Source organism: Blautia sp. MCC270, from assembly GCF_018785605.1.
GTDB lineage: Bacteria > Bacillota > Clostridia > Lachnospirales > Lachnospiraceae > Blautia_A > Blautia_A fusiformis.
In genome coordinates this window covers 76,330-101,942 of the sequence record NZ_WQQD01000003.1, presented here as the reverse complement: position 1 = coordinate 101,942, position 25,613 = coordinate 76,330, and the positions used below count along the sequence as shown (strand labels likewise).

The window sequence follows — 25,613 nt, the reverse complement described above, 5'->3', positions numbered from 1 at the left end:
ACATGCAGCAGAAATATGATACAGTTAAAAACGATCCGGCCGCATTATAGCCGCCGGATGTTTCCTGCTTGTCTTATTCTAACAAATGCCTCTTTAAAATGCAAGAAATTTCAGAACATTTCGCTCTTCATTTTCCGACGGCAAAAGTCTACTTCCTACAGATTTTTCACCGCGTCTATAAACCTTTTTCCGTATTTTTCGTACTTGTGCCTGCCGACTCCTGTCACATTCAGCATTTCCTCCTCGTTTCCGGGCTTCAGAATGCACATATGGATAAGGGTTTTGTCGGAAAAGACCATATAAGGGGGGATTTTTTCCTCTCTGGCGATTTCCAGACGAAGAGCACGGAGCTTCTGAAAAAGGGGCTCATCCTGTTCTCCCAGCTCCCCGACTGCAGATTTCGGAAGTCTGCTCCGTTTCTCTTTTTTCTTCGTCTCCAGCTCTTTTGACATTTTCATTGTGAGGATATGCTCCTCCTCCAGAAGTGACCTGGAAGCGGCGGTCAGCTTCACAATCGTATATCCGTCATCCGTCAGATGAAGATATTCCTTCAGTACCAGATAATTAAAGATCTGCCGTAGCCGGTGTGCCGGAATCTTTGCACAGACTCCATATTCCGGATTTCCATCCATCTCATACTGCCGGATCTTCGCCGTAGATGCGCCGCGCAGAGTATCCAGGATCACGTTCACTCCGTATCTCTGACCACTGCTTTCCACGCACCGGATCATTGCCCTGGCCTCCTGGCTCACATCCTGCTCTTCAAACTCGGTCTGGCAGTTCAGGCAGTTTCCGCAGTAGCTTTTTCCGTATTCCCCAAAATATTTCAGGATGTACTCACGCAGACAATCATGGGTAAAGCAGTAAAAGGTCATCTGCTTCAGCCTCTCCTGATCACGCTCCCGGACAAGGCGCCAGGCTGCCGCTTCCATTTCCTGGTTATCCTGTCCTCTCTCGATAAGATACTGATTGGTAACCACATCCTTCCCGCTGTAAAGCAGGATACATTCCGCAGGATCGCCGTCACGGCCCGCACGTCCTGCTTCCTGATAATAGCCTTCCATGTTCTTCGGCATATTATAATGAATGACATAACGCACATCGGACTTGTCGATTCCCATTCCAAATGCATTGGTGGCTACCATCACACGACAGCGGTCATAAATAAAATCATCCTGATTGTTCCGGCGTTCCTCATCGGAAAGTCCTGCATGATATCTGGTGGCCGTGATGCCGTCACGGATCAGCTTTCCGCAGACCTCCTCCACCAGCTTTCTGGTAAGACAGTAGATGATTCCACTGTCGTCCGGATGCTCCAGTATGTAATCGTGTACTTCCTTATATTTATCTTTCGGTGTTTTCACTGCAAAATAAAGGTTTTCCCGGTCAAATCCTGTGGTTGTGCAAAAGGGATCCTGAAGCCCCAGAAGTCTTGCAATATCCTCCCTGACCTCCTTCGTGGCTGTAGCTGTAAATGCACCGATCACCGGTCTTTTTGGAAGCTGTGCCACAAACTCTGCGATCTTCAGATAGCTTGGCCGAAAATCCTGTCCCCACTGTGATACACAGTGTGACTCATCCACTGCGATCATGGAAATATCCGCGCTCAGCGCAAAATCCAGAAACGCCTCTGTGGTAAGCCTCTCCGGTGCTACATAGATGATCGGATATCGTCCTGCCTTTGCATAGCGCAAGGCTGTGAAATACTGCCCCTGCGTCAGAGAGCTGTTGAGGTATGCTGCTGAGATACCGACCTGGTTCAGGCTTCTCACCTGATCCTTCATAAGGGAGATCAACGGTGATATTACCAGTGTGATCCCCTTCATCATCAGTGCCGGTACCTGATAGCAGATGGATTTTCCTGCGCCGGTTGGCATCACTGCCAGAACATCTTTTCCTGCAAGAAGCGCATCGATCACCGCTTCCTGCCCTTCTCTGAATGTATCATACCCGAAGTGGGTCTTTAAAAGTTCCTGTTTCGTCATAAATCGACATGATCCTTTCTGTTACGTTCCCACCGGAACTGTAACGCTTCTCTTTTTCATTGTCGAATCGCTGCTGTTTTCCGAATATTTTATTTTAACATATTTACAGATAAATTGCCAATTGATACAAAAAAATCACAAAGCACTTCCTCCCTGGTTTCCTGTTATAATGATATAAGAGAAAGAGTCTGTTTATACTGTTCCGCAGCAGAGGACCATGAATTCATGGAGTACCCGGGCCTCTGTTCAGTAACAGCCGGTATGCTCATAAAAAAAGGAGGGTTCGTTATGTGTAAAAGAAAAATAAAAACCATCGAAGCAATTTTTTTCCTGTTTCTTTTTTCCGTTATTGTGCTCCTGCTTCCCCAGGATGCCCACGCCAGAGTCCGGGTCGTGACCAAAGGAACCACTTCCACTATCCGTGATACCGACGGTGTGATCGAAGATGAGTCTTCAGACATTAATTTCCCGATCAACATCAAAAATGCAAACTGCCAAAAACGGATCTATGCCGTGACAGTCCGTGTAAGCTTTTATTCACCCAAGGGAGTCATCCCAAAAAGCACCACATTTTCCATCGATGGGATCAATGTGGTTAAGCTGAACACTTCAAATTATACACCGCTGGCATACAAGGAAACCTTTTTCACCTACGATGACAACATAGAGGATGGCTACCTGGAGTTCGATTTCGGCAATAAAGAATGTCCGGTACCGGTAGACTGTGACTATGAGGTTACCATCAAACAGGCAGTACCGGAAATTTTTATCACCAACAACAATTATCTGAACCAGAGCATCCGAACCGGAAAAACCACTTCCATCGGAATTGAGATTTCTGATCCTTACGTAAAAACCATCAGCAAATCAAAATTCAAGGTTACTTCTTCCAACAGCTCTGTTCTCAAGGTACAGAGCATCACTCAGAACTCCAAAAAATGCAGCCGTTTCACAGTTACCCTGAAGGCTCTCAAAGCCGGATCCGCAAAGATCACTTTATCCTACCCAAAGGCCACAGCCTGTAAGCTGACCGGAAAAGTAACCTCGCCTTCAAAAACTGTAGCAACCTTCCGCGCTTCCAAAACTACACTCAAGGTTGGTTCCAAGGTCAGCATGCGTTCCCTTATCAATCTGAAGGGCGGTACCAGTCTGACCATCAAAAATGCAAAATCCAGCAAGCCTTCCGTACTTGCCATTTCCGGAAATTATCTTGTCCCAAAGCAAAAAGGGTCAGCCACAGTTACCGCGAATTTAAACGGTGTCAATCGTAAGATCACTATTACCGTATCCGCACCGGCCGCCAAACCTACCGTCAAAAATCTGAAGATCAGTGTTGCCCGTATCAAGTATGGCCCCAATGACATGAAGACCTATTATACCTTAAAATTCACCAATACTTCTGCGAAAACCATCACTACCGCAAAAGTAAAGATCACCACCGGTTCCGGTATCTATGACCAGATGTACTGGACCAAGAACCTGACACTGAACCTAAAGCCCGGAAAAACCATGACAAAGACCTATTTCATCCAGAACATGGTCCAGGCACCGGAAAAAAGTGATATTTCCGTTAAATGTCTGAAGATTAGCTGGAAGTAAATAATTCAAAAGGGACGTGCCGCAGTATTGATTTAAAAATCATCACTGCAACACGTCCCTTTTATTTATTCTCTCTGAGCTGTCTATACGTTTTGTTTTTATCCTGTATCCTACAGTACCTCATTCAGTACCTGCAGTCCATACTCTGCAAGGCTGTTATCCTCTTCGCCGGTACCGCCGCTGATACCGAGACCGCCGATGATGGTGTCTCCAACCTTCAGGGGTACACCGCCTCCGAATATCACAATATTGTCACTCATTTTTCCAAGACCATAAAATGTCTGGCCCGGTTGTGTCAGTCTGGAAAGCTCCATGGTGGACATCTTCACTGCAACCGATGTATAAGCCTTCTTCAAAGCCACCTCAAAGCTTACAAGAAAAGATCCATCCATCACATGAACCGCAACCGGATTTCCATCCGGGCTGCATATCGCAATTACAGAAGGCTTGTTTCTTCTCAAAGCTTCCTGCTCGATCTTCTCAATAAGCCTCTTGGCAGAATCTAATGTGATACGCCCCTGGATACCCATACGCTTCAGCACTTCCTGGATCATCGCCGTATTTGCTGCCATACTGTCATTCTGTGCCATTGCCGTATTTCCTCCCACTGCAGTCGTCACAGTCCCATTCTGCACATCAAAAGCCTGTACATCCCTTTTCTGCACCATCTGCGAATCCTGTGCTCTTACATCCACCGCTGATGTACCCGCTGCAACATCCGCACTACTTCCAACAGCCTCTGCCCCAACATTAGCTACAATCCCAGCAGTTTCTGCTTTCACAGATTCCTGAACACTTTCAGAAATATCTGTCTTCTTCTCTTCGATCTTCGCTGCATCCACATACCTTGCCAACACATAAAAATAATCCGACAATCGATTCATATATTTCTTGGCTCCGGTATCCGATCCAAACTTCACGCTGACCAGCGCAAGCTCTCTCTCAGCCCTCCGTGCCACAGCTCTTGTCACATCGATCTCAGCCGCAACTCGGGAATCCCCCGGAAGAATCGGAAGCCTCTCTCCGGAAAAAATCTCTTTCATCCGGCCAATCTCCTCCTCCAGAAGCTCCGTCCGGTCTTCACTGACCTTAAACTCCCGATTATAAGGATCAGAAACCCCATCTACGATCTTCTTCAAAGTCTCCGAGATCTTCTCCAACATCCGGACAACATCCACATCATCAACCAGAACCCGCACAAGCCCAATATGACTCATCAGCTCCTCAACTGACCCCATCAGACAAATCCGATCATCCGACTTTGAAACATTCTTCGTATGGGAAAGATCCGTCATCCCCTTATCACCATACCCGGTATAAACCTCCATCCCAGCTCAACCTCCCAGCAACTCCTGATAAATAATCCCACCCATATCAGACCAATTTTACAATCCTCGAAATGCTACGCATACCACAATCATCCCGGCAAACCAGGCGCGGCGTCCACAAACGCGCCCACGTATTCCACGCAAACGTAACACACACCACAACCATCCCAGCAAACCAGGCGCGGCGTTCACAAACGCGCCAGCCTCCGCCAAAACGTCACACATTCAAGGCGCCCACGGCGCCCCATCGGCACAACGTTCAACCCGGAACAACCGCAGCATACAGGCACAAGTCAATACCCTTCCGCCCGCCACAGTCAAGCACTCTAAAAAAAGCCCGAGGGGTGTGCAGAGGGGCCGCGGCTTTGCGGCCCCTTTGCGGTTTTACTGTCTTTTTAAAAAGACCAAAGTTTAGTATAAATCTTAATAATATCCTCTTTCTTCGGTACACGCGGATTTGCCGCTGTGCAGGCATCCGCAAGTGCCATATCCGCCATCTTATCAACCGCCGCAAAATAAGCATCCGGTGTGATCGTCTTCATCTCTTCGATGGTAAGCGGGATATTCATCTCTTTCTGCATAAACTGAATCCAGTTTACAAGAGATCTTACGCTCATAACTTCGTTATAATTGCTCAGTCCAAGAAGATGTGCAATATTGGAATATCTCTTTACTGCCGGAAGATATTCTTTCTGGCTTCTGCTGCGTTTGTTGATATTTGCATTATATTCAACAATATGCGGCAACAGCATCGCATTAGCTCTTCCGTGAGGAATATGGAAAATAGCACCCAGCTGATGCGCCATACTGTGAGTAATTCCAAGACCTGCTGCATTGAAGGAAAGTCCTGCCAGACAGGACGCTACATGCATCTTCTGTCTTGCATGCATATCATTACCGTCAACATATGCACGATAAAGATATACGCCACAGATCTCGATTGCTTTCTCTGCAAGTGCAGATGTAAACTCATTATGGTTGATGCTGACATAAGACTCAATTGCATGAGTCAGAACATCCATACCTGTATCTGCTGTAATCGCAGGCGGAACACTACGTACAAGCTCCGCATCCAGAATTGCCTCATCAGCGGTCAGGCTGTCTGAGATCAGCGGATACTTCACATGTGCTTCTGTATCATTTACAACTGCAAAAGAAGTAACCTCGGAACCGGTACCACTTGTTGTAGGAATGGCAACCAGTCCGACTTTTCCGTAATTGTTGATCTTCAGGGCAAACTCACGGATTGCCTTGGAGGAGTCGATGGCAGAACCACCACCTACTGCAACAATAGCTTCCGGCTGATACTGAAGGAATTTCTTAACTCCTTCGGCAATTTTTCCAACCGGTGCATCCGGAACAACATCACAGAAAATATCAAATTCTTTTCCACCTGCCTGAAGCGGTTTTGTGATCATATCGATCATTCCGCTTTTTACAACAAACGGGTCTGTGATAACAAGGACTCTTTTGTATGGAATTTCTTTCAGTCTTCCCAGGGCATCAGCTCCAAAATGGATGGCTGTTTTCATTTCAAATGTATTCATAGAAACTGCTCCCTCTCGTCATACCGGAACACAGGTCTCTTTTGTCTGCCTGTGGCCGGATAAAGTAAAGCGGATCTCCGCATTCCGCATACACTGCATGCTCATGAACACAATCGTTTTCCGATATATGTCCAACCTATTTCGGGTAGATGCATTCGATCTTATGCGCGCTGAAATGCTTCAGCCACTTTTCAGACGGTTTTTTGTCTGTGATGACCGTCTCGATATCCCGCAGCTGTCCTGCCACGGAAAAAGCAGTCTGATCAAATTTCGTGCTGTCTACCACCAGAATACGCATTTTTCCGGAATTGATCATGGCTTTTTTGGTTGTTCCAAAGGCTTCTTTGGATTCCATGATCCCCATATCCTCGTTTAATGCCTTACAGGAAAAGATCACCTTGTCCACATAATAAGAACGGATCACTTCCTCGGTTCTGGCACCAAGAAATGCAAGATACCCTTCCTTCATCACTCCACCGGTGGAAATAATATTCCAGCCGGATACATCCGAGAGCTCCAGAAGGATCTCCATAGAATTGGTAACAACGGTGAGACGTTCTTTTTCTTTCAGCGCCTTGGCCACAAAAACTGCCGTTGTGCTGGCATCCAGAAAAATGTGATCTCCGTCATTCACCATGGAAGCAGCAATCTCCGCCATTTTCTGCTTTCCCTGTACATTCTGGTTTTTACGAACATTAAATGGTAAATCAATACCGACATCTTCGTTGATCACCGCACCGCCATAACTCTTTGTGGCAAGTCCCTCTTTTTCCAGCTTGTCCAGATCACGGCGGATAGTTTCTTCTGAGACATTGTAAAGCTGGCTTAGTTCACTTACAACAACCCTTTTCTCTTCCTGTAATTTCTCGAGAATCAGATTTCTTCTCTCTAACGCTAGCATAAGATGCCTCCTTTTCAGATGTCATTGCAGGGATATCCTTCAAAAGGATATCCCTCAGATATAAAGACAATATTAAAGGATCGTATCGATCATTCTCTTGTCCGGATGAGCGATCACTGAGGAATCCATATACATTCCTTTTTCAGCTACCAGCTCTTTTGCTCTCTCAATGGAAGCCTCTACTGCAGAAACCTCACCTGTAAGAAGCATGTAGGATTTACCGCACATACCTTTTGCGATACGAAGCTCGATCAGATCAACGATTGCTGTCTTTGCAGCCTGATCTGCTGCTTCGATGATGGATGCCGCATCATAGGTCTCCAGGATTCCCAGGGCACTGATCTCCTCAACCTGTGTGGTTCCGTAGATTGCCGGGAAAATGGACTCATGCGGATTGCCCAGTACAAAACTGTCAATGCATTTATCCTCGTATGTTGTTACTGCTGTGTCTACAGCAGCTTTCACTGCGCTTAAATCTCCGGTGATAATTGCAATATATTTTCCCGGACATACTGTCTGCGCCTCCACGATCTCTACTTCAGATGTCTTAACCATGGCATCTGCTGCAGTGATACCAGCTGGTGTGGTTTTAAACTCAATCATTCCGATTGCTCTACTCATTTTGTGCACGTCCTTTCTAATTTCTTGCAATTACAACATGGCGGTCTGTTACTTCTGTAACTTTTCCGCTGATGGTTGCATGGATTCCGACACTTAATCCCTGTGCAGGCTGTGCGATCATCTGACCTTCTGTTACCATATCGCCTACATTTACGATTGCCTGTGCCGGTGCACCAATATGCTGGCTTAAGAGAACTTTTACCTTGGATACATTTACAAGCTCTTCCTGAAGCGGTGCATCCTTGTCATATCTGGTAAGTCCCAGACGTGCCATCAGGCGCTCCTCAGGAACCTTGCGGTATTCTCTTGACTCCTGTACCGGTTTCGGCTGAACACCCTGAGGTGGTCTGATTCCGGCTTTACGAAGTCCGCCTTTCATATCTGCAAGCAGTGTTCTCGGAGCCAGGCTCTGCGGACACGCATACATCTCGCAGACACCACAGGAGCTGCAGAATGCAGAATTGATATAAGGATTTACATTTCTGAAATCCTGGTTTGATGCTGCCATCATGAACATTGCCGGATCGATCGGATGTCCCAGATTATGTCTCGGGCAAAGATCTGTACATGTGTGGCAGTGGCAGCAGATGGATGCTGCTCTCTTTAAATCTATGGAAGAAGTCCGCTGCTTCTTCATGACAATAACATGGTCCTTTGGAAGAACCAGGATTGCGTTCGTTGTTTTGGTAACCGGATCAGAACCATTTCCGATACGTCCCATCATCGGGCCGCCTACGAAATATACTGGATCTTTCACAGTTGTTCCGCCTGCCTGGGCAACAACCTCTTCCAGTGTACATCCTAACGGAACTTTCACTGTAACAGGGTTCTCAACCTCTGCAACAACGGAAACATATTTGCTTGTGACCGGTTTGTGTTCTTCTACCGCGCGATATACATTGTAAAGTGTCTCTACATTAAATACGGCTACTCCCTGCTCAATAGGCAGTCCTCCTGGCCGTACCACGCGTCCGGTTGCCTCATAAATAAGAACAACCTCATCACCCATCGGATAAACCTCATCCAGAAGATGGATCTTAACCCTTGGGAATTCTTCGATATGCTGATTTAAGGCATTGATTGTCTGTACATAAGATTTTTTGATTCCGATGATGGCCTGGGAAGCTCCTACCGTCTCCGCAACCATATCGAATGTTTTCATGATCTCATATGCGTGCTTTTCCAACAACTGTCTGTGAAGTTTCAGTAATGGTTCGCACTCTGCACAGTTCATAAGAATGGTATCCGCTTTGTCTGTCAGTTTCATGTATGTAGGGAAACCTGCACCACCTGCTCCGACAACACCATTCTCCTGCATAATTTTCTGTAATTCTTTGATATCCATGGCGTTACTCCAATCCTGCACCGTCATCTACGATTCCGACGATTGCGGCATCTACCGGTGCTGTTTCTACGCCGCAGCCTATTCTTGCTGCGCTTCCTTGTGCCACCAATACATACTCGCCGATTCCCGCACCGATGATATCGATGGCAACAATCTGGCTGTGCTCGGCTTTCATATGATGCACCGGCTCTACAATCATGAATTTATTTCCTATCAGTTTTTCACTTTTTCGTGTGGAAACAATGCTTCCAACTACTTTGCCTACGATCATATGAGCCTCCGTTTTTCTCCATATCCTCTGTTAGGGATGCCAGAAAGTGGCATCCCCAAAGGAGGAATATTATTTGATTATGGTAACTGTATTGCCTGTGGCAATTCTTGCTGCATTTGCTTCATCTGTATCAATATGCATTTCCAGTGTAAAGCTGTCATCTACACGGATCTTAACCTGATTAAAGATTGTTCCGCGCTCATTGTCCGCTTTAACAGAAACAATATCACCATCATGTACACCCGCAGCCTGGGCATCCTTCGGAGCCATATGAATGTGACGCATGGCCACAATACATCCCTCTTTCAGATAAATAGCACCTTTCGGTCCGACAATGGCGATCGGCGCGCTTCCGGCAAGGTCACCGGACATACGTACCGGAACCTTCATTCCCAGCTTGATCGCATCTGTTGCGGAAACCTCAACCTGAGATTTGCTGCGGACAGGTCCGAGGATTCTTACATTCTCGATCGCACGGAGCTTCAGTCCTACGATGGTAACTGTTTCATTGGATGCAAACTGTCCGCCCATCAGATCTTTTTTCTTGGTAAGCTGATAGCCTTCTCCGAACAGTGCCTCCACATGCTCCTGTGTCAGGTGAATATGTCTTGCGGAAACTCCGATAGGTACAACAAAACCATTGCCCTTGTCTTCGTTTTTGTTGATCGCATCGATCACCATTTTTGTGATCATTTCAATATTATTCGTTTCCAAGAGTACACCTGCTTTCTTTCGGTCTCATAACTGAAAACTGAAAAGCACCGGCCAGAAGCCTTAATGGCCCTTCGGCCGGTGCGTATCAGTAAGAATCAGTTGAAATTATTTAAGAACCGGAAGGATTTTCTCAACATCTGTATGAGGTCTCGGGATTACGTGTGTAGCTACAAGCTCTCCAAGTCTGGATGCTGCTGCGCTTCCGCTCTCTACTGCAGATTTAACTGCTCCTACATCTCCACGAACCATAACAGTTACAAGACCGGAACCGATCTTCTCTGTTCCTACAAGTGCAACGTTAGCTGCCTTGCACATCTGGTCAGCTGCCTCGATAGCTGCTGTAAGTCCTCTTGTCTCAACCATTCCTAATGCTTCCTGTGTCATGATTATATCCTCCTTATGGATTGCTAATGCTTTATTTGTTCTGTTTACTTCTGACTTTTTTGGTGCAGCAGTTTATTTTTCGCTGCTGTTTTTGCTTTCCAGTGCTGTTTCCGGATTCTCTTGCTGTTTCTTTTTCCACCGGCTTGCACTCAGCTCAACCAGTTTGACGATTTCCTCGTGAGGATTGGCAATTACCGCATAACTGGCAGGTTTCTTGATTGCCTGCTCTACTGCCGCATTGACAGCTGCTGTAACTGCTGATACATCGCCTTGTACGATCAGGGTCACCAGTCGTCCGCCCAGCTTACGCTCCCATGACGCCAGCTCAACGTCTGCCGTTTTGCACATGATGTCCAGGGCATTGATCGCCGCAACCACACCTGTGATTTCTATAAATCCATATGATTTTCCCATGAGCGAACTCCTTAATTAATTTCTGTTCCTCTCAAAGCCTGAATTAGAGCTTCGGAAGAATTTTTTCTACATCTGTATGAGGTCTCGGGATCACGTGTGTAGCTACGAGCTCTCCAAGTCTGGATGCTGCTGCGCTTCCGCTCTCTACTGCTGCTTTTACAGCGCCTACGTCTCCACGAACCATAACAGTTACAAGACCGGAACCGATCTTCTCTGTTCCTACAAGCGCAACCTCAGCTGCTTTTGTCATTGCATCTGCTGCCTCGATTGCAGCTGTGAGGCCTCTTGTCTCAACCATTCCTAATGCTTCCTGTGCCATGATTCTATCCTCCTGAATCTTATCTTCGTTACAATTTTATCATATATGATTCCGCCACTTTTGTAAAGTAAACTTCGGAATCCGCTTAATCTTTATCCAGGGCGCTGATCTTCAGCATTTTCTGTGTACCTGGTTCCGGGTTGGGGATTATGTAATGCTGTACCACACCTGTCATGCTCTCTGCGACTTTCATGCCGGCTTCTACCGCTGCCGTGACATCTGACACGCTTCCGCGGTACTTGATGCAGACAAGAAGCGGTACTGGCAGGCTGTCCGCATTCGCCGGTTTATTCTTATCGAATACCTCCAGGTGGACATTTGCAGCCTTGCACCCGGCGTCAGCTGCCACAAAGGCTGTCGCAAGTCCGAAGACCTCCAGAATTCCTACAGCTTCTGCCATGTTGCTTCTCCTTTCCCGTTAAGGTTATTTGTTAACAATCGCGATCTTAAGACCTGTCATTGCCAGGTTTGTCTCAAGTGCCTCGTTGATCTCCTCAAGCGGGAACTTGTGTGTGATCAGCTCAGACATCGGAAGTCCGATTGCTTTTGCTCTCTTAAGGAAATCAAATGTTGTTGCATAGTCTCTCAGGTTGTATACCCAGGAACCAACAAGGTTGATCTCTTTGGAGCAGAGGTCGAAGTGCGGGTTAATAGTTGCGTCTCCACCGTTGATGAAGAAACCAAGCTCGCAAAGACCGCCGCCGTTGCGGATGAATTTATAAATGTTGGAATGTGCATGAGGATTTCCAGTACACTGGAAAGCGAAATCTGCAAGATGTCCGCCCTGAGCCTCTTTAACAGCCTCAGTAAGTGCCTCAATGCCTTTGAAATTCATAAAGTTTACAGTTGTGTTTGCGCCCATTCTCTTGGCAAACTCAAGACGTTTCTCATTTCCGTCTACTGCACAGATATTGTGAACGCCCATTGTATGGAGAACAGCGATGCAGATCAGACCGATCGGTCCGCAGCCCTGAACAACAACTCTGCTGTTGAATTTCAGGATTCCTGTTGTTTTTGCTCTCTCTACTGCATGTACAAGTACTGCACATGGCTCGATGAGGATACGGGAATCAAGATCCAGGTCGCTTACATTGAAGAATGTGGAACCGAATTTTCCGCCTCTGATGAAGATGTAATCAGCGAACCATCCGTTGAATTTTACATCGTCATCTGGAAGAAGTCCGTATACATCAGCGCCGCCTACGTTCTTCTTGTTAAGGTCGAACATTGTGATTTCCGGATCATCTTTGAAGATCATACATGTAACGATCTTGTCGCCGACTTTAACCGGTTTACCAGCTGTATCAACTTTAACGTTTTTACCCATTTTTACGATCTCACCGGTTCCCTCATGTCCGAGAACTACCGGGATAAGACCGAACGGGTCATTTTTGTACTCATGAGCATCTGTTCCACAGACACCGCATCCCTCAACTTTAACAAGGATGTCGTCGTCGCCAACTTCCGGAAGATCATACTCCTGAAGCTCAAAATGTTTCTTCTCTGTCATCATTGCTACTCTTGCTTTTTTCGGAATTGTGTTTCCTGCCGGAGCAGCCGGAGCGCTTGGTGCAGCAGCTGCTGCCGGAGCGTTTCCTGTCATGCCGGAGAGAACCTGTTTAACGATTTCTTCGATATTTACATTGTTCATATCCATGATTTATGTTCCTCCTGATCAACGAATGCAAAGGCTGTCTGTCATTACGCAGCGTCTTCTCTTTGTGAATGTGCTTGCGCTTGTAAGTCCCTCACCTGTACGGCTTGCGATGGTAAATGTACAGAAACCTTCTCCTCCGAATCCAAGTGCGGAATAAGACGGGCCGTTCTTTACAAGGATCGCGGTATCGATTGCTTTCGCATATTTTGTAATGTTATCGATATTCTTGGAATGAATATGTGCGGAATGACGGTTGCCATGCTCAAGCCATACAGCCTGCTCTACAGCATCGTCGAAATCCTTTGCTCTTACGATTCCGAGGATTGGCATCATAAGCTCTGTTGTGATAAGCGGATGTTCCTTCGGTCCCTCGAAGATGATGCAGCGGGTATTGGCCGGTGCCTGAACTCCGATCATGGAAAGAAGGGTCTTCGCATCACGTCCTACACATTTACGGTTCAGCTTGCCGCCTGCAAGTACAGTCTCAACAAGTTTGTCCTGCTCTTCCTTGGATGCAAGGTAGCAGTCATTCTCTGTAAGCATGTAGTGCATTAACTCATCAACTACGGAAGATACTGCAACAACTTCCTTCTCTGCGATACATGGAAGGTTGTTATCGAAGGTACATCCGTTTACGATATCCTGTGCAGCCTTGCGGATATCAGCAGTATCATCAACCAGTGCCGGCGGGTTACCTGCTCCTGCACCGATGCCTCTCTTACCGGAGGAAAGAACTGCTGTTACAACACCAGGGCCGCCTGTTGCTGCGATCAGATGGATATCTTTATGTTTCATCATAATATTGCTGGTCTCAAGAGTTGGTTTCTCAACTGTGACAGCAATATTGTCCGGGCCGCCTGATTCCAGGGAAGCCTCGTTCAGAAGATTGATTGCATAAATAGAAGTTTTCACTGCTGCCGGATGCGGATTGAATACTACTGTATTTCCTCCTGCCAGCATACCCATTGTGTTGCAGAGAACTGTTTCACTTGGGTTTGTACAAGGTGTGATCGCACCGATCACGCCAAACGGTCCCATCTCGATCAGAGTCAGTCCTCTGTCTCCGGACCATGCAGTTGTTGTGATGTCTTCGGTACCAGGAGTCTTATCTGCTACCAGGTGATGTTTGAGGATCTTATCTCCTACATTACCCATACCAGTTTCCTCAACACCCATACGTGCCAGTACTTCCGCATTCTCTTTGATCTTCTTGCGGATGCAGGTGATGATCTTCTCTCTCTGGTCCATAGACATTGTCTTAACTACCTGCTGAGCCTTTTTGGCTGCCTCGATAGCATCATTCATATCCTTGAAAACGCCATGTTTTCCGGCCGGAGCATCTGCAATCTGCATCTTTGCCATAACTTCCTGTACAATTTCCTGTACCATATTCTCACTTATTGGCATGAGATTGTCCTCCTTAATATTCCGTCAAAAAATTATTTCAGGCCAAGCTGAGCCATAACCTGTTTTGTGATCTGAGCAACAAGCTCTGCGTCATTCTTTGCTGTATCTGCTGCAGGAGCTGCATCTTTATCACAATCACAGTCTTTTCCAACGAAATCATACTGATATCCTGGGAACTGTTTGTAGTCCTCGCTGTGGCATGCACCGCCGCAGTTGTGGCAGTTCTTGCCGTCTTTGTTCAGGCAGAGGCTTGCCGGATGTTTTCCAGGCATACCGAATTTACGACGGATCGCATAGAGCTTCTCGATGTTCTCTTTGTCGAATTCCTTCGGTCCGCCAAGGAGCTTGGTCTGATACAGAAGCTGTGCATAGAACTCTACAGACTCCATCTTCATATATGCAGCGTTAAGGTCTGTGCTCCATGTAAGTGCTCCATGGTTCTCAAGAAGTACTGCATCGAAGTATGGAAGGTATTTCTCAAGGTTGTCCGGAATCTCCATTGTGGAAGGTGTGCCGTACTCAGCGATCGGAACACATCCAAGAGCGATAACTGCCTCAGGCATGATCGGCTGTGTAAGCGGGATACCTGCGATTGCGAAAGATGTAGCATAGATTGGATGAGCATGTACAACAGATCCTACGTCCGGTCTCTTCTCATATACTCTCATATGCATCTTGATCTCAGATGATGGTTTGAATCCCGGGTTAGCCTGGATCACATTACCCTTGCCATCTACTTTACAGATGAACTCTGGTGTCATGAATCCTTTGGATACACCAGTTGGTGTGCAAAGATATTCATTCTCAGCTATCTTAACAGAAAAGTTTCCGTCGTTAGCTGCAACCATGTTACGGTTGTAGATTCTCTTACCGATGTCACAAAGCTGTTTTTTGATTTCAAACTCGTTTACCATGCTTAATTTCCTCCTTGAGCATTGGATTGCACTATTTTGTTTCTGAGAACATTTTACCCCATACCACAAAATAAGTCAAGGACAATCCGTTGTTTTATGTTGGTTTCTTGTTGTATTTTGTGTTGTTTTTATTGTTTTTTATATTTTCTGTTTGTAAAGGATCTTTTTTCTGTAATCCTGTATCTCTCAGCCGCCGATCTGGCAGTCCAGGCTGCATACCGCATGCACTGCATTCTTTAACATCTGCATATGTTCTGCTGTAGGCGGAAGGATTCCTTCCATTAAATAGGGTCTGCCAAGTCCTTCATATTTATCCTGCCCCAGTCTGTGGTACGGAAGAAGATGGATCTTGTTTACGCCCGGAAGGGATGCTGCAAATCTTGCGATCGCCTGGATCTCTTCCACAGAATCATTAAATGTGGGGATCACCGGAACGCGGATCACCAATCTGGTTTTTCCGTAGAGCGCAACCCTTCTTGCATTCTCCAGCATCAGTCCGTTGGCCCGTCCTGTGAATTCTTTATGTTTTTCCTGATCCATATGCTTGATATCCATCAGATATACATCCAGGTAAGGAAGAACCTGTTCGATCTTTTCCCAGGGAGCACATGCCATGCTCTCTATTGCGGTATTAATACCACGTTCTTTTGCCGCGCGGAGAAGATCTCTGGAAAAATCCGCCTGACACATACATTCACCACCGGAAAGGGTAATTCCTCCTCCGGAGCGATAATAATATGCGCGGTCTTTCTCCACTTCCTCGATCATCTCGCGAACTGTCACATCACGGCCGATCACCTTGTCCTCACCCAGAACTTTCATGTTCTGGATCCGGTACTCCTGTGATTCCGGATTGCAGCACCAGCGGCAGCGAAGAACACATCCTTTCAGGAACACGATGGTACGGATACCCGGACCATCGTGTACTGAATATTTCTGAATATCAAAGATCCTGCCCTTTGTATCCAAATAGTCCATAATTACCTCTTAATTCCTTGCGTCTGCTGCGCATCCCCGGTTAAAATCCCTGCTCTGTTCTTCGGATGATATCATCCTGCAGAGATCTGGAAAGCGTAGTGAACAGTGCACTGTATCCGGCAACACGTACAACCAGATGTTTGTATTTTTCCGGATGTTTCTGAGCATCCAGAAGTGTCTCTCTGTCGACAACATTGAACTGCATGTGCATACCCTTCTGATCAAAGTATCCACGGATCAGTGCTACAAATTTCTCCAGGCCCTCTCTTCCTGCAAGTGCAGACGGATGGAATTTCTGATTGAACAGTGTTCCGTTAGATACGATAAAGTGATCCAGACGGGATACGGAAGTTGCTGCTGCTGTCGGGCCCTTCACATCCTTGCCTGCTGACGGAGAAACACCATCTGCAACTGGTGTATGTGCATAACGGCCATCCGGTGTAGCACCGGTCTGTCCGCCAAGGGGAACATTTGCGGATACCGGATAAAGTCCGGCCTGATAATGTCCGCCTCTCGGGTTTTTGTATTTCTGAAGTGGTTTTGTGTAAGTATAGGCAACATCTCTTGCAAAATAATCCACATCCGGAATATCGTTTCCGTATTTCGGAACTTCATCGATCAGTTTGTGGATTTCTTCAAATCTTGCCTTTTTCTCCGGAGATGGTTCTGCTCCAAGCGCTGCTGTCATAACAGCCTTGGCTGTCTGCTCATTTACACCGATGCCATTTTCCTGAAGCTTCTGCATTACAATTGTAGTAATATCTGCTGCAGACTGTGCATCAATACCCTTGCCATAGTTCCATGCCAGAGCTTCCTTCATCTCTTCCATGGTAACTTTCTTTTCTTCATAAACAAGTTTACGGATCGCATACAGAGAATCTGCCATGTTTGCAATACCAAATCCCTGAGGGCCGGTAAAGTTATAAACAGCGCCTCCCTCCTGAACGGATTTACCACGTTTCATGCAGTCATCCACCATACAGGAAAGGAATGGAAGCGGACACCTCTCAGCATGTGCCACGTCAATGGCATTGTCTGCATTTACAAGCAGGGAAATAAAATATTCCATCTGTTTCTTATATGCGTCATAAAACTCATCAAAGGTCTTCATCTCTGTGACATCGCCTGTCCTGACACCGATCTGGACTCCTTTATCCATACCATTGGAGAAAACCATCTCCAGCGGGCGGCACATATTGAAGAATGCCGCATCATGCCAGCCGTCTGTCTTACCGGCTTTCTGCGGTTCTACGCATCCAATGATGTTATATTCCCTGGCATCTGCAAGAGAAAGTCCTCTGTTCTGCAGCGCCGGAATGATAACCTCATCATTATAATAAGCCGGAAGTCCGATTCCTGTTCTTGTAAGCTCTGCAGCTTTGATCAGGAATTCATGTGGAGATCCGTTCCATACTCTTACAGAAAGAGACGGTGCCGGAAGATGCACATGCATGGATGCCTGAATACACATAAAGGAAAGATCGTTGGTCACATCCTCACCGTCTTTATTCTGGCCGCCTGCGATCAGGTTCTGGAAAAGGCTGTAGCCTGCAAAACCTTCTGCTGATGCAGCATCACGGCATTTGTTCAGATCGTTTAATTTTACCCAGATACAGTCCATCAGTTCCTGAGCAAACTCTCTGGTAAGATTACCTGCCTCCATATCACTCTTGTAATACGGATACATGTACTGGTCAAAACGTCCCGGTGAAATGGAATGTCCGCTGCTCTCCATCTGGATCAGCTGCTGTACGAACCAGAAAGACTGGCAGGCTTCATAGAAATTACGGGCACCTTTCTCCGGCACACGTGTACAGTTGGACGCAATCTGGAGAAGCTCCTGTTTTCTGGTCGGATCCTGACACTGATATGCCATCTGCTCTGCAAGCTCTGCATAACGATGCGCATAATCAATAACAGCCTGGCAGCTTAAGATCACTGCTTCCAGGAAACGTGACTTCTTCGCATAATCACCATCTCCCACATTACTTTCATCCAGTTCTTTCTGTGCTTTGGCAATGATACCCTCATAACCAATTGCCAGAACTTCCTCATATTTAACCGTTACATGTCCTACACCATTGTAGAAATAATTTCCCGGTGTAAAAATGTTGTGGTCAATGGCAAGGATCGCTTCCGGAGCCATATAGGAAGTCGCAAGCTCGCTGGTAGTCTTACCCTTCCAGTATTTATGTACCTCCCGAAGATCCGCCTTGGTCTCCTCCGAAATATAAAATGGATCAGCAGTTCTGGTAGCCACCGTATCCAGTTCATCCTCCAGCCACTGGAAAGAATACTCCGGGAATGTCTGACATCCTCTTGGTGCCAGGGTGCTGCTTCCGACGATCAGTTCCTCATCACGGATGATGATCGGAATGTTATGCAGGATATGGGCAAAAGCCTTCGCTCTGCGTGTGATGATCGGCTCGTCTTCAGTTTCCTTGTAGGACTCTGTGACCAGTTTCGCTCTGGCAGATTCGATCACCGGCATCTTGGCATAAAGATTATCCACAAGATGTGTGATCCTGTCTGTTTTCGGGATATCTGCTATATGAAATTTCTCCATGATTCTCCTTTCTCATAACCGGTTGTTTCTGGTGATCTGTCTGCCTCCACGCTTCCAGAACCGCTCCTGTCCGGCTATGTGCTCATGTAGTTTTATTATACCTTACCCCTACTTCGATGTCAACGAAATCCAACATGTGTTTCTAGCTGTTTTTGTGGTTTTTATCGGTTGTTCCCTGTTGATTTTATTTGTTTTTTGTATTTTTATGTTTTTCTCTATTGACTTTGTTTTTCTGCTCTGCCATACTTAGATTTATATAGGAATTCCTTTGTTTTTCAGAAAAAATTTATGCAAAGCGGACATTCGTATTCCGCTCTGTCACATGTTCTCAAACAGTAAAAGAGGTGTATTTTTATGTATCTTTCTGATATGCATACCCACTCCATCGCCAGTGGTCACGGCACGGAATGTACCATCACAAACATGGCACGCGCAGCTGCCGAGAAAGGTCTCCGGCTTCTCGGGATCACTGATCACGGTCCCGGCACTCTGGCAGCCGGAACTTCCTCCTATTTCCGCAGCCTTACCTATTCTCCCAAAAAACATTTCGGTGTAGAATTACTCTACGGAATTGAACTGAATATCCTTGACCGCAGCGGAACGGTAGATTTAGATCAGGAATTATTATGTAAACTTGATTACGCCATTGCCAGCATGCATGCCTGGAATTACCGCTGCGGTACCAGAGCCGAAAACACAGAAGCTTTTATCAATGTAATGAAAAACCCCTGTGTAAAGATCCTCGGACATAGTGATAACACTCATTACCCGGTTAATTATGATGCGCTTGCAAGGGCTGCCAGGGAAACCGGCACGATCTTTGAGATCAACGAAGCTTCTCTTGCACCTTATGGCTATCGTGGCGACACAAGAGAAAACTGTTTCGAGATCCTTCGATGCTGCCGCAAATATGATCTGCCGCTGCTTCTTTCCAGTGACAGCCATGGCCCGGAGCATATCGGAGATTTTACCTGTGCTGCTGAGTTTGTTCATCAGGCCATGTTTCCGGAACAGCTGATCCTCAACAACCAGATTCCCAGACTCAAGGTTTTTCTCCAAACCAGAGAATGATCTTCTGTATCTTTTCCGACAGATAACAGATATTGTCCACTCCAAACAAAACAGGCCAGTTCAAACACAGGAATATACATTTTCCTGTATCTGAACTGGCCTGTTTTTTATTTTTCCCGCTGCTTCCGTACAATTTCCGCAAGCTCGCTATATTTACCTGTAACATATCCGAAATTTTCTCTTCTGTGAGGAAGCTTGCATTCGGTGCAGTCTTTAATCCCGCTTTCCGTAAAGCGGAAATTACCACCACATTTATCTCCCAGTGCATATAAAGGACAATAGCAGAACAGACAATTGAAGTTCTCCGGATCTGCTCCTTTATGGCACGGAAAATACTCACAGTTTTTGTGGCTGAAGTAAGAGTATTCTTTGCCTTCCCAGTATGGTTTCTCCATGGCTCTTTTCTCCTCTCCTGACATAACCACACATAACTTTTTCCTATAAAAAAGAGGTAGCGATGCCACCCCGGGGTAGAAATATAATCCGTTCATGAGTGCGCGGAGGGAACGAATGTATCCGGAGTAGTATCGCCTGCCATTTAATCATGTATAATTCATATGAACAGGCGCATTCCATAAAAAAATGCCTACTCTCGTAAAAAAGTAGACAACGTCCCAGGGGTGCGGAGTCCCTGAAATGGTTGTTACACTTTACACGGAAGTTTAACCTCGCCATAACAAGCAGGTTTCCTGGCTCCGGGATCATGGCTCCTCTCTCCTTCTCATACATACGTACAATGGACTATGAAATTCGCTCCTCCGTTACAGTGACCGGATCGCTCAGGTTTCACACCTGATTCCCTTTTCTGTGGACTTCTGATAATCAATATATAACTGTCAGCTATCCTCAGCACTTGCTATGTTCAATATGGAATTATACTGACATTATAATAACATCCTGTTAATTATATGTCAATACTGTTTTCAATATTTATACATTTTTGAGCATATTTTGTTGCTGTTCACTCCGTTCCATGGGTTTTTCAGTATTTTTTCCGACGTTAAAAACAGCCCGACAAACTGCTGTCGGGCTGCTGTATTTTTATTTTCTGTTGTACGTTTTTATTATACAAGACGTCTTACAGATACAATTGTTCTGTATGTAGCATCATTGCTGATCTTGATCCCGTCCTGAGAGTTCGATGCATGAACGATCTGGCCATTACCCATGTAAATAGCCACGTGTCCGCCATAGCAGATCAGATCTCCCGGCTGTGCATCTGCGTAGGATACTTCTGTACCTGCATTCTGCTGCTCATAGGAGGTTCTCGGAAGGCTGACTCCGAAGTTCGCATAGACACTCTGTACAAATCCGGAGCAGTCTGCACCATTGGTAAGGCTTGTTCCACCCCATACGTAAGGATTTCCCACAAACTGTGTAGCATAATTCACAACAGAAGATCCGGAACCGCTACTGTAAGAAGAACTGTCACTGTCTGAAGATGTATCCTCTGCATTAGATGTGTCCTCTGCACTTTCTTCAGATGCGTCTGTGCTGTTATCGTAATCTGCGTCTGCATTATCCTCTGTATTCTCAGTATCCTCGGACGCATCATCATTCTCACCATTGTCTGCATCTTCATCCACATCCTCGGTGTCATCTTCTGCAGTATCCTCATCTGCATTCTCGATCACGTCGCCGTCCTCATCGTACTGTCCGTCTTCGCTCTCGTCTGCCTCATCCTGCTGTGCTTCCTGCTCTGCCTGGCGTCTTGCTTCCTCTTCTGCCTCAGCCTGTGCTCTCGCTGCTGCTTCAGCCTCGGCCTGACGTCTTGCCTCTTCCTCTGCTGCAATACGCTCAGCCTCTAATCTCTGAAGCTCTGCAGTCTGCTCTGCAAGAAGGTTTGCATAATCTGTAGCCTGCTGCTGTGCGTAGGCGATCTCATTATCATAATCTGCGGATGTGGCACGCTTCTCATCCAGCTGTGCCTGCAGGTTCTGGGACTCTGCCTCATATTCCTGCTTCATTCCCTCCAGCTCTGCCTTCTCCTGTGTGTACTGTGCCTCCAGGTTTGCCACCTGCTGGATCGTATTGGAATATTTTTCAAGACTCTTACGGTCCTGCTCATAAGTCTTCTGTGTGTACTCTGCTCTTGTAAGAAGGTCAGACAGGTTCTCTGCATTCAGCATCATCTGGAACCATGCATCGTCTCCACCCTTCTCATAGAGATACTGGATACGTTTCTTCATTGCCTCATACTGTTTCTGCTTGGCATTTTTGGCCTTCTCAAGGTTGGTCTGTGTAGATGCAATGTCGGCTTCCTTATTGGAGATATCTCCCTCCAGTGTCTGGATCGAAACCATCACGTTTACAAGATTGGCATCAAGAGTTGAAATCTCGCCTTCAATCTGTGACTTCTGTGAGGAAAGCTCATCCAATCTGGAATAAGTCGCATTCAGCTGTTCGTTAGTCGCATCCATCTCCTGCTGAAGTGCTGCCTCATCTTCTCTTGTTGCGCTTACGCTGACTACCTGTGCTCCGCTGATGATGAGCGCCAGTGTCAGACATAATATCCTTTTCTTCATGACTGTTCACCCTCGCAATCTGATTCTAATTTAATACAGCGGATCTGACCATCCGCTTCGTTGGTTTTCTTTGTAATACTTTTGCAATATCTTGTTTCAATCTTTTTATATATTAACACAGTGTTATTTGGATTGCAAGGATTTTCTATTAATTAGTTTAAAACTTTGTAACATTTATTAATGATTTTGACATTAAAAAAGGAGAACCCGGGTTATCTCAGATTCTCCTCTCGCGTTTCTTATTGCTATTTGTTACATATAAATTTCTTTCAGCATATCCTGATCAGAAAAGATCTGCAAGGATCTGATTGGCTGTCTTGTTCAGATATCCGTTGGGATCGGAAAGAGTGCTTCTGTTCCATCTGAAGTATGCACCGTTTCGGATATAGTTACCACTGGATTCATGATAGTCATATTTGCTGGCTCCAGGATACCTGGACATGTAAGTTTCTGCCAGCTTGATCGCCTGGCTTCCGTAAGTTCCGCTTGGTGTCGGTGTTCCGGAAATCTGTACGCCGGCATTCGGTGTACAGTGGAGGATCACGACACTCTTATCGGAACACTGTCCGAGAACGATCCAGGTATGTCCGCTGTTGTATCCGATATCCCCAGGATAAAGCTTCCAGTTTGAGCTTGCCAGCTGAGCCTGGGAAACAACGGTACCCATTCCCTTGCCGGAATACAAAGATCCAAGATTTCCGGAAACATCCGTGTACATAGGTCCACCGGATCTGCTCTGCATGATCTGATATACAGACCATCCTACAAAGCCGGAGCAGTCAAGGCCCTTCTGTTCTGTAGCTTCACTGAGATCCATATAATATCTGTAATTATAGGAGCTGGAATTGCTGTCATACCATTGTTTCCATTTTGGACTGATGCCCTTTCTGGTCGCATCCGACCAGTTGTGGCCGCCGCCCCATACGTAAAGAGTCTTTCCTACCGGAAGTAATGCATTGGCAAGGAAATTCTTGATAGTCCTGGAGCTTGTCGCTGTAGTAGTGCTTGGGTTGGTATCCAAGACACCATTGCTGCCAAATGTATACTTCTTGCCATCGATCGTCTTCGTTCCCGTAGCCATGACACCGGTTGACGGATCGAAATAATATTTATATCCTTTTTTGGAATTTGTGACCCAACCGGTAGCCATCACGCCGCTCTTGCTGTAAAAATAATAGGTATCGCTGCCGATCTTCTTGAAGCCCTTATACATAGCTCCCGTGTTTGGATCAAAATAACGCTTCTGCTGTTTCTTATTCGTTGCCCAGCCCTTTGCCATAAAGCATTTGCTGGTAAAATATCTGGTCACATTCTTCTTGTCTGTAAGGAATACACTTCTGGCTGCAGCACCACTGCCTCTGTAAAAATAATATTTCTTATTACTGATCGTGGCCCATTTCGTTGTCATATATCCGCTGGTGGGATTAAAATAGCGGGTATTGTTCTTACTGTCTGTAAGCCAGCCTGTTGCCATATAGCCCTTGGCACCGTTGACATTATAAAAATATCGTTTGCCCTTGGAATCCTTAGCCCAACGCTTCATCTGCACGCCTGTGGATTTATTAAAAAAATATTTCTTCCCGTTCAGTGTAAGCCAGCCTTTTACCTTCTGTCCATTCTGATAATAATAGGACTTTCCTTTTTCTGTTTTAAAGCCGTTTTTGGTCGCAGCCTGTACATCTGTTGCCGTTGTATGTACAGTTGCTCCGGCTGCAAAGAACATCAGAACAAAAAAAAGTCCCCAGAGTTTCCATTTTCTGCTTAATTTTCGCATACATACCTTCCTTTGATAGATAGATCATTGATATTTACTATTTCTTAAGTCCGACTGATCGTAAACGTTACAATTTTGTTACAATTTTACGTCCATATTATATAACATTCTTTACGGTCCGTCAACTCTTTCCTTTTCTTTCAGAAAAATCATCATCCAGGTATTACCAATGTTGATTTTATGCAGAAAAAAGCCCCGAAACATCAGAAATATTCACCGATGCTCCGGGGATATAATCTTTTATGCAGTTTTGCTCCTGTCTGTTACAGATCCTTACAGGAATTTTTTGCGAAGCTCTGCTCCGTCAAGGGCACTTAAATATGCAGGTGCAACATCAAATACGGTCTTGCAGCCCTTCTGTCCTTCCTGGTTCATGCGGTATGCAGCTCTTGCATAGGCAACGATCACAGAAGATGTGAACTCAGGATTGGAATCCAGCTTCAGGCTGTACTCGATCACATGGCTGTTCTCATTGTTCCAGCCTGTTTTTCCGCTGCGGATCACAAAACCGCCGTGCGGGATACCGCTGTGGTCACGGTCCAGCTCTTCCTGGGAAATGAAATGTACCGTTGTATCATACTCGTCAAAGTAGTTCGGCATGGTCTTGATCTCTTCCTCGATGCGTGCAAGATCAGCACCTTCCTCAGCAACTACGAAGCACTCTCTTGTATGTTTCTGGCGTGTGGTAAGCTCCGGATTTTCTCCGTTTCTTACTGCCTCAAGTGCAGCTTCTACCGGAATAGTGTACTGCTTTGCATCCTTTACGCCTTTGATGCGGCGGACTGCATCAGAATGTCCCTGGCTGACACCCTTGCCCCAGAATGTGTAGTCGTTTCCATTTGTAAGGATCGCATTTGCATACATACGGTTCAGAGAAAACATTCCTGGATCCCAGCCTACGGAAATGATTCCTACATGTCCACTCTCTGCTGCTGCCTTGTCAACATTTGCAAAATGCTCCGGGATTTTCTTATGTGTATCAAAGCTGTCCACAACATTGAAATATTTTACATACTCCGGTGTCTGAACAGGAAGATCTGTAGCACTTCCTCCACAGATGATCAGGACATCGATCTCATCCTTCAGCTTCTCCGCATCTTTTACAGAATAAACCTTTGCGGTCTCTGTAAGGATCTTTACAGTCTCTGGATCACGTCTGGTAAATACTGCAACCAGCTCTGTATCCGGATTATGCTTGATGGCGCACTCCACGCCGCGTCCCAGGTTTCCGTAACCTAAAATACCAATTCTTATACTCATAACGATTTCCTCCTCTTTTTCTCTGCAGTATGA

General features: G+C 46.0%; 23 protein-coding genes and 1 riboswitch. Of the genes, 2 read left to right on the top strand and 21 right to left on the bottom strand.

Translation table 11 applies throughout. The features are described 5' to 3' along the window. Positions 1-155 precede the first annotated feature (155 nt). On the bottom strand, positions 156-1,985 hold the full coding sequence (gene recQ, locus GPK58_RS01160; RefSeq protein WP_215638072.1) for a DNA helicase RecQ: 1,830 nt from the start codon (positions 1,983-1,985) through the stop codon (positions 156-158). Positions 1,986-2,273: 288 nt separating this feature from the next. Here recQ and GPK58_RS01155 point away from each other — a divergent pair, with 288 nt between their 5' ends. Beyond that, entirely contained in the window at positions 2,274-3,584 is a 1,311-nt protein-coding gene (locus GPK58_RS01155) for a hypothetical protein (RefSeq protein WP_215638071.1), read from the top strand. A 110-nt stretch (positions 3,585-3,694) separates the two neighbouring features. On the opposite strand, the gene GPK58_RS01150 is transcribed toward GPK58_RS01155, so the two are convergent. The 16 genes from GPK58_RS01150 to GPK58_RS01075 form a co-directional block, all read right to left on the bottom strand. Beyond that, entirely contained in the window at positions 3,695-4,912 is a 1,218-nt protein-coding gene (locus GPK58_RS01150; protein WP_215638070.1) for a cob(I)yrinic acid a,c-diamide adenosyltransferase, read from the bottom strand. A 395-nt stretch (positions 4,913-5,307) separates the two neighbouring features. Then, positions 5,308-6,459, bottom strand: coding sequence for a 1-propanol dehydrogenase PduQ (locus GPK58_RS01145; RefSeq protein ID WP_118752780.1), 1,152 nt, complete (start codon positions 6,457-6,459; stop codon positions 5,308-5,310). Positions 6,460-6,595: 136 nt separating this feature from the next. Then, a complete protein-coding gene (locus tag GPK58_RS01140) occupies positions 6,596-7,360 on the bottom strand; it encodes a DeoR/GlpR family DNA-binding transcription regulator (RefSeq protein ID WP_173723393.1) in 765 nt (254 codons plus the stop codon). A 72-nt stretch (positions 7,361-7,432) separates the two neighbouring features. Next, positions 7,433-7,981, bottom strand: coding sequence for a BMC domain-containing protein (locus GPK58_RS01135; protein WP_015525948.1), 549 nt, complete (start codon positions 7,979-7,981; stop codon positions 7,433-7,435). A 16-nt stretch (positions 7,982-7,997) separates the two neighbouring features. Then, entirely contained in the window at positions 7,998-9,326 is a 1,329-nt protein-coding gene (locus GPK58_RS01130) for a 4Fe-4S dicluster domain-containing protein (RefSeq protein WP_021977480.1), read from the bottom strand. A 4-nt stretch (positions 9,327-9,330) separates the two neighbouring features. Continuing rightward, a complete protein-coding gene (locus GPK58_RS01125; RefSeq protein ID WP_015525950.1) occupies positions 9,331-9,597 on the bottom strand; it encodes a EutN/CcmL family microcompartment protein in 267 nt (88 codons plus the stop codon). Positions 9,598-9,666: 69 nt separating this feature from the next. Further along, positions 9,667-10,278: a phosphate propanoyltransferase gene (locus tag GPK58_RS01120; protein ID WP_370816971.1), complete on the bottom strand. Its 612-nt coding sequence runs from the start codon at positions 10,276-10,278 to the stop codon at positions 9,667-9,669. 138 nt (positions 10,279-10,416) lie between these two features. Continuing rightward, on the bottom strand, positions 10,417-10,695 hold the full coding sequence (locus GPK58_RS01115) for a BMC domain-containing protein (protein ID WP_005427721.1): 279 nt from the start codon (positions 10,693-10,695) through the stop codon (positions 10,417-10,419). Between the two features lie 72 nt (positions 10,696-10,767). Continuing rightward, positions 10,768-11,109, bottom strand: a complete 342-nt coding sequence (locus GPK58_RS01110; RefSeq protein ID WP_021977483.1) for a BMC domain-containing protein — start codon at positions 11,107-11,109, stop codon at positions 10,768-10,770. 43 nt (positions 11,110-11,152) lie between these two features. Next, a complete protein-coding gene (gene pduA / locus GPK58_RS01105; RefSeq protein WP_015525952.1) occupies positions 11,153-11,428 on the bottom strand; it encodes a propanediol utilization microcompartment protein PduA in 276 nt (91 codons plus the stop codon). Between the two features lie 85 nt (positions 11,429-11,513). Further along, the gene (locus GPK58_RS01100; protein WP_015525953.1) at positions 11,514-11,828 is read right to left on the bottom strand and encodes a BMC domain-containing protein; all 315 of its coding nucleotides are present in this window, start codon (positions 11,826-11,828) and stop codon (positions 11,514-11,516) included. Positions 11,829-11,852: 24 nt separating this feature from the next. Continuing rightward, positions 11,853-13,085, bottom strand: a complete 1,233-nt coding sequence (locus tag GPK58_RS01095) for a zinc-binding dehydrogenase (protein ID WP_059086814.1) — start codon at positions 13,083-13,085, stop codon at positions 11,853-11,855. Positions 13,086-13,103: 18 nt separating this feature from the next. Next, entirely contained in the window at positions 13,104-14,492 is a 1,389-nt protein-coding gene (locus tag GPK58_RS01090) for an aldehyde dehydrogenase family protein (RefSeq protein WP_118169838.1), read from the bottom strand. Between the two features lie 32 nt (positions 14,493-14,524). Further along, positions 14,525-15,406 (bottom strand): class II aldolase/adducin family protein, encoded by an 882-nt coding sequence (locus GPK58_RS01085; protein WP_015525956.1) that lies wholly within the window; start codon positions 15,404-15,406, stop codon positions 14,525-14,527. Positions 15,407-15,592: 186 nt separating this feature from the next. Then, the gene (locus tag GPK58_RS01080) at positions 15,593-16,384 is read right to left on the bottom strand and encodes a glycyl-radical enzyme activating protein (protein ID WP_215638069.1); all 792 of its coding nucleotides are present in this window, start codon (positions 16,382-16,384) and stop codon (positions 15,593-15,595) included. A 40-nt stretch (positions 16,385-16,424) separates the two neighbouring features. Next, positions 16,425-18,950: a glycyl radical protein gene (locus GPK58_RS01075; protein WP_021977488.1), complete on the bottom strand. Its 2,526-nt coding sequence runs from the start codon at positions 18,948-18,950 to the stop codon at positions 16,425-16,427. 354 nt (positions 18,951-19,304) lie between these two features. Here GPK58_RS01075 and GPK58_RS01070 point away from each other — a divergent pair, with 354 nt between their 5' ends. Beyond that, positions 19,305-20,021, top strand: coding sequence for a phosphatase (locus tag GPK58_RS01070; protein ID WP_021651550.1), 717 nt, complete (start codon positions 19,305-19,307; stop codon positions 20,019-20,021). A 107-nt stretch (positions 20,022-20,128) separates the two neighbouring features. On the opposite strand, the gene GPK58_RS01065 is transcribed toward GPK58_RS01070, so the two are convergent. From GPK58_RS01065 to GPK58_RS01050, 4 genes are all read right to left on the bottom strand, one after another. Then, a complete protein-coding gene (locus tag GPK58_RS01065; protein ID WP_173723397.1) occupies positions 20,129-20,416 on the bottom strand; it encodes a cysteine-rich small domain-containing protein in 288 nt (95 codons plus the stop codon). Between the two features lie 267 nt (positions 20,417-20,683). After that, positions 20,684-20,853: riboswitch (cobalamin riboswitch) on the bottom strand. Between the two features lie 232 nt (positions 20,854-21,085). Continuing rightward, entirely contained in the window at positions 21,086-22,546 is a 1,461-nt protein-coding gene (locus tag GPK58_RS01060; RefSeq protein WP_110104064.1) for a C40 family peptidase, read from the bottom strand. A 283-nt stretch (positions 22,547-22,829) separates the two neighbouring features. Next, positions 22,830-24,320 carry an N-acetylmuramoyl-L-alanine amidase family protein gene (locus GPK58_RS01055; RefSeq protein ID WP_227588551.1) on the bottom strand — a complete coding sequence of 497 codons (1,491 nt, stop codon included), beginning with the start codon at positions 24,318-24,320 and terminating at the stop codon, positions 22,830-22,832. Between the two features lie 273 nt (positions 24,321-24,593). Further along, entirely contained in the window at positions 24,594-25,580 is a 987-nt protein-coding gene (locus GPK58_RS01050; protein ID WP_015525965.1) for a diaminopimelate dehydrogenase, read from the bottom strand. Positions 25,581-25,613 lie beyond the last annotated feature (33 nt).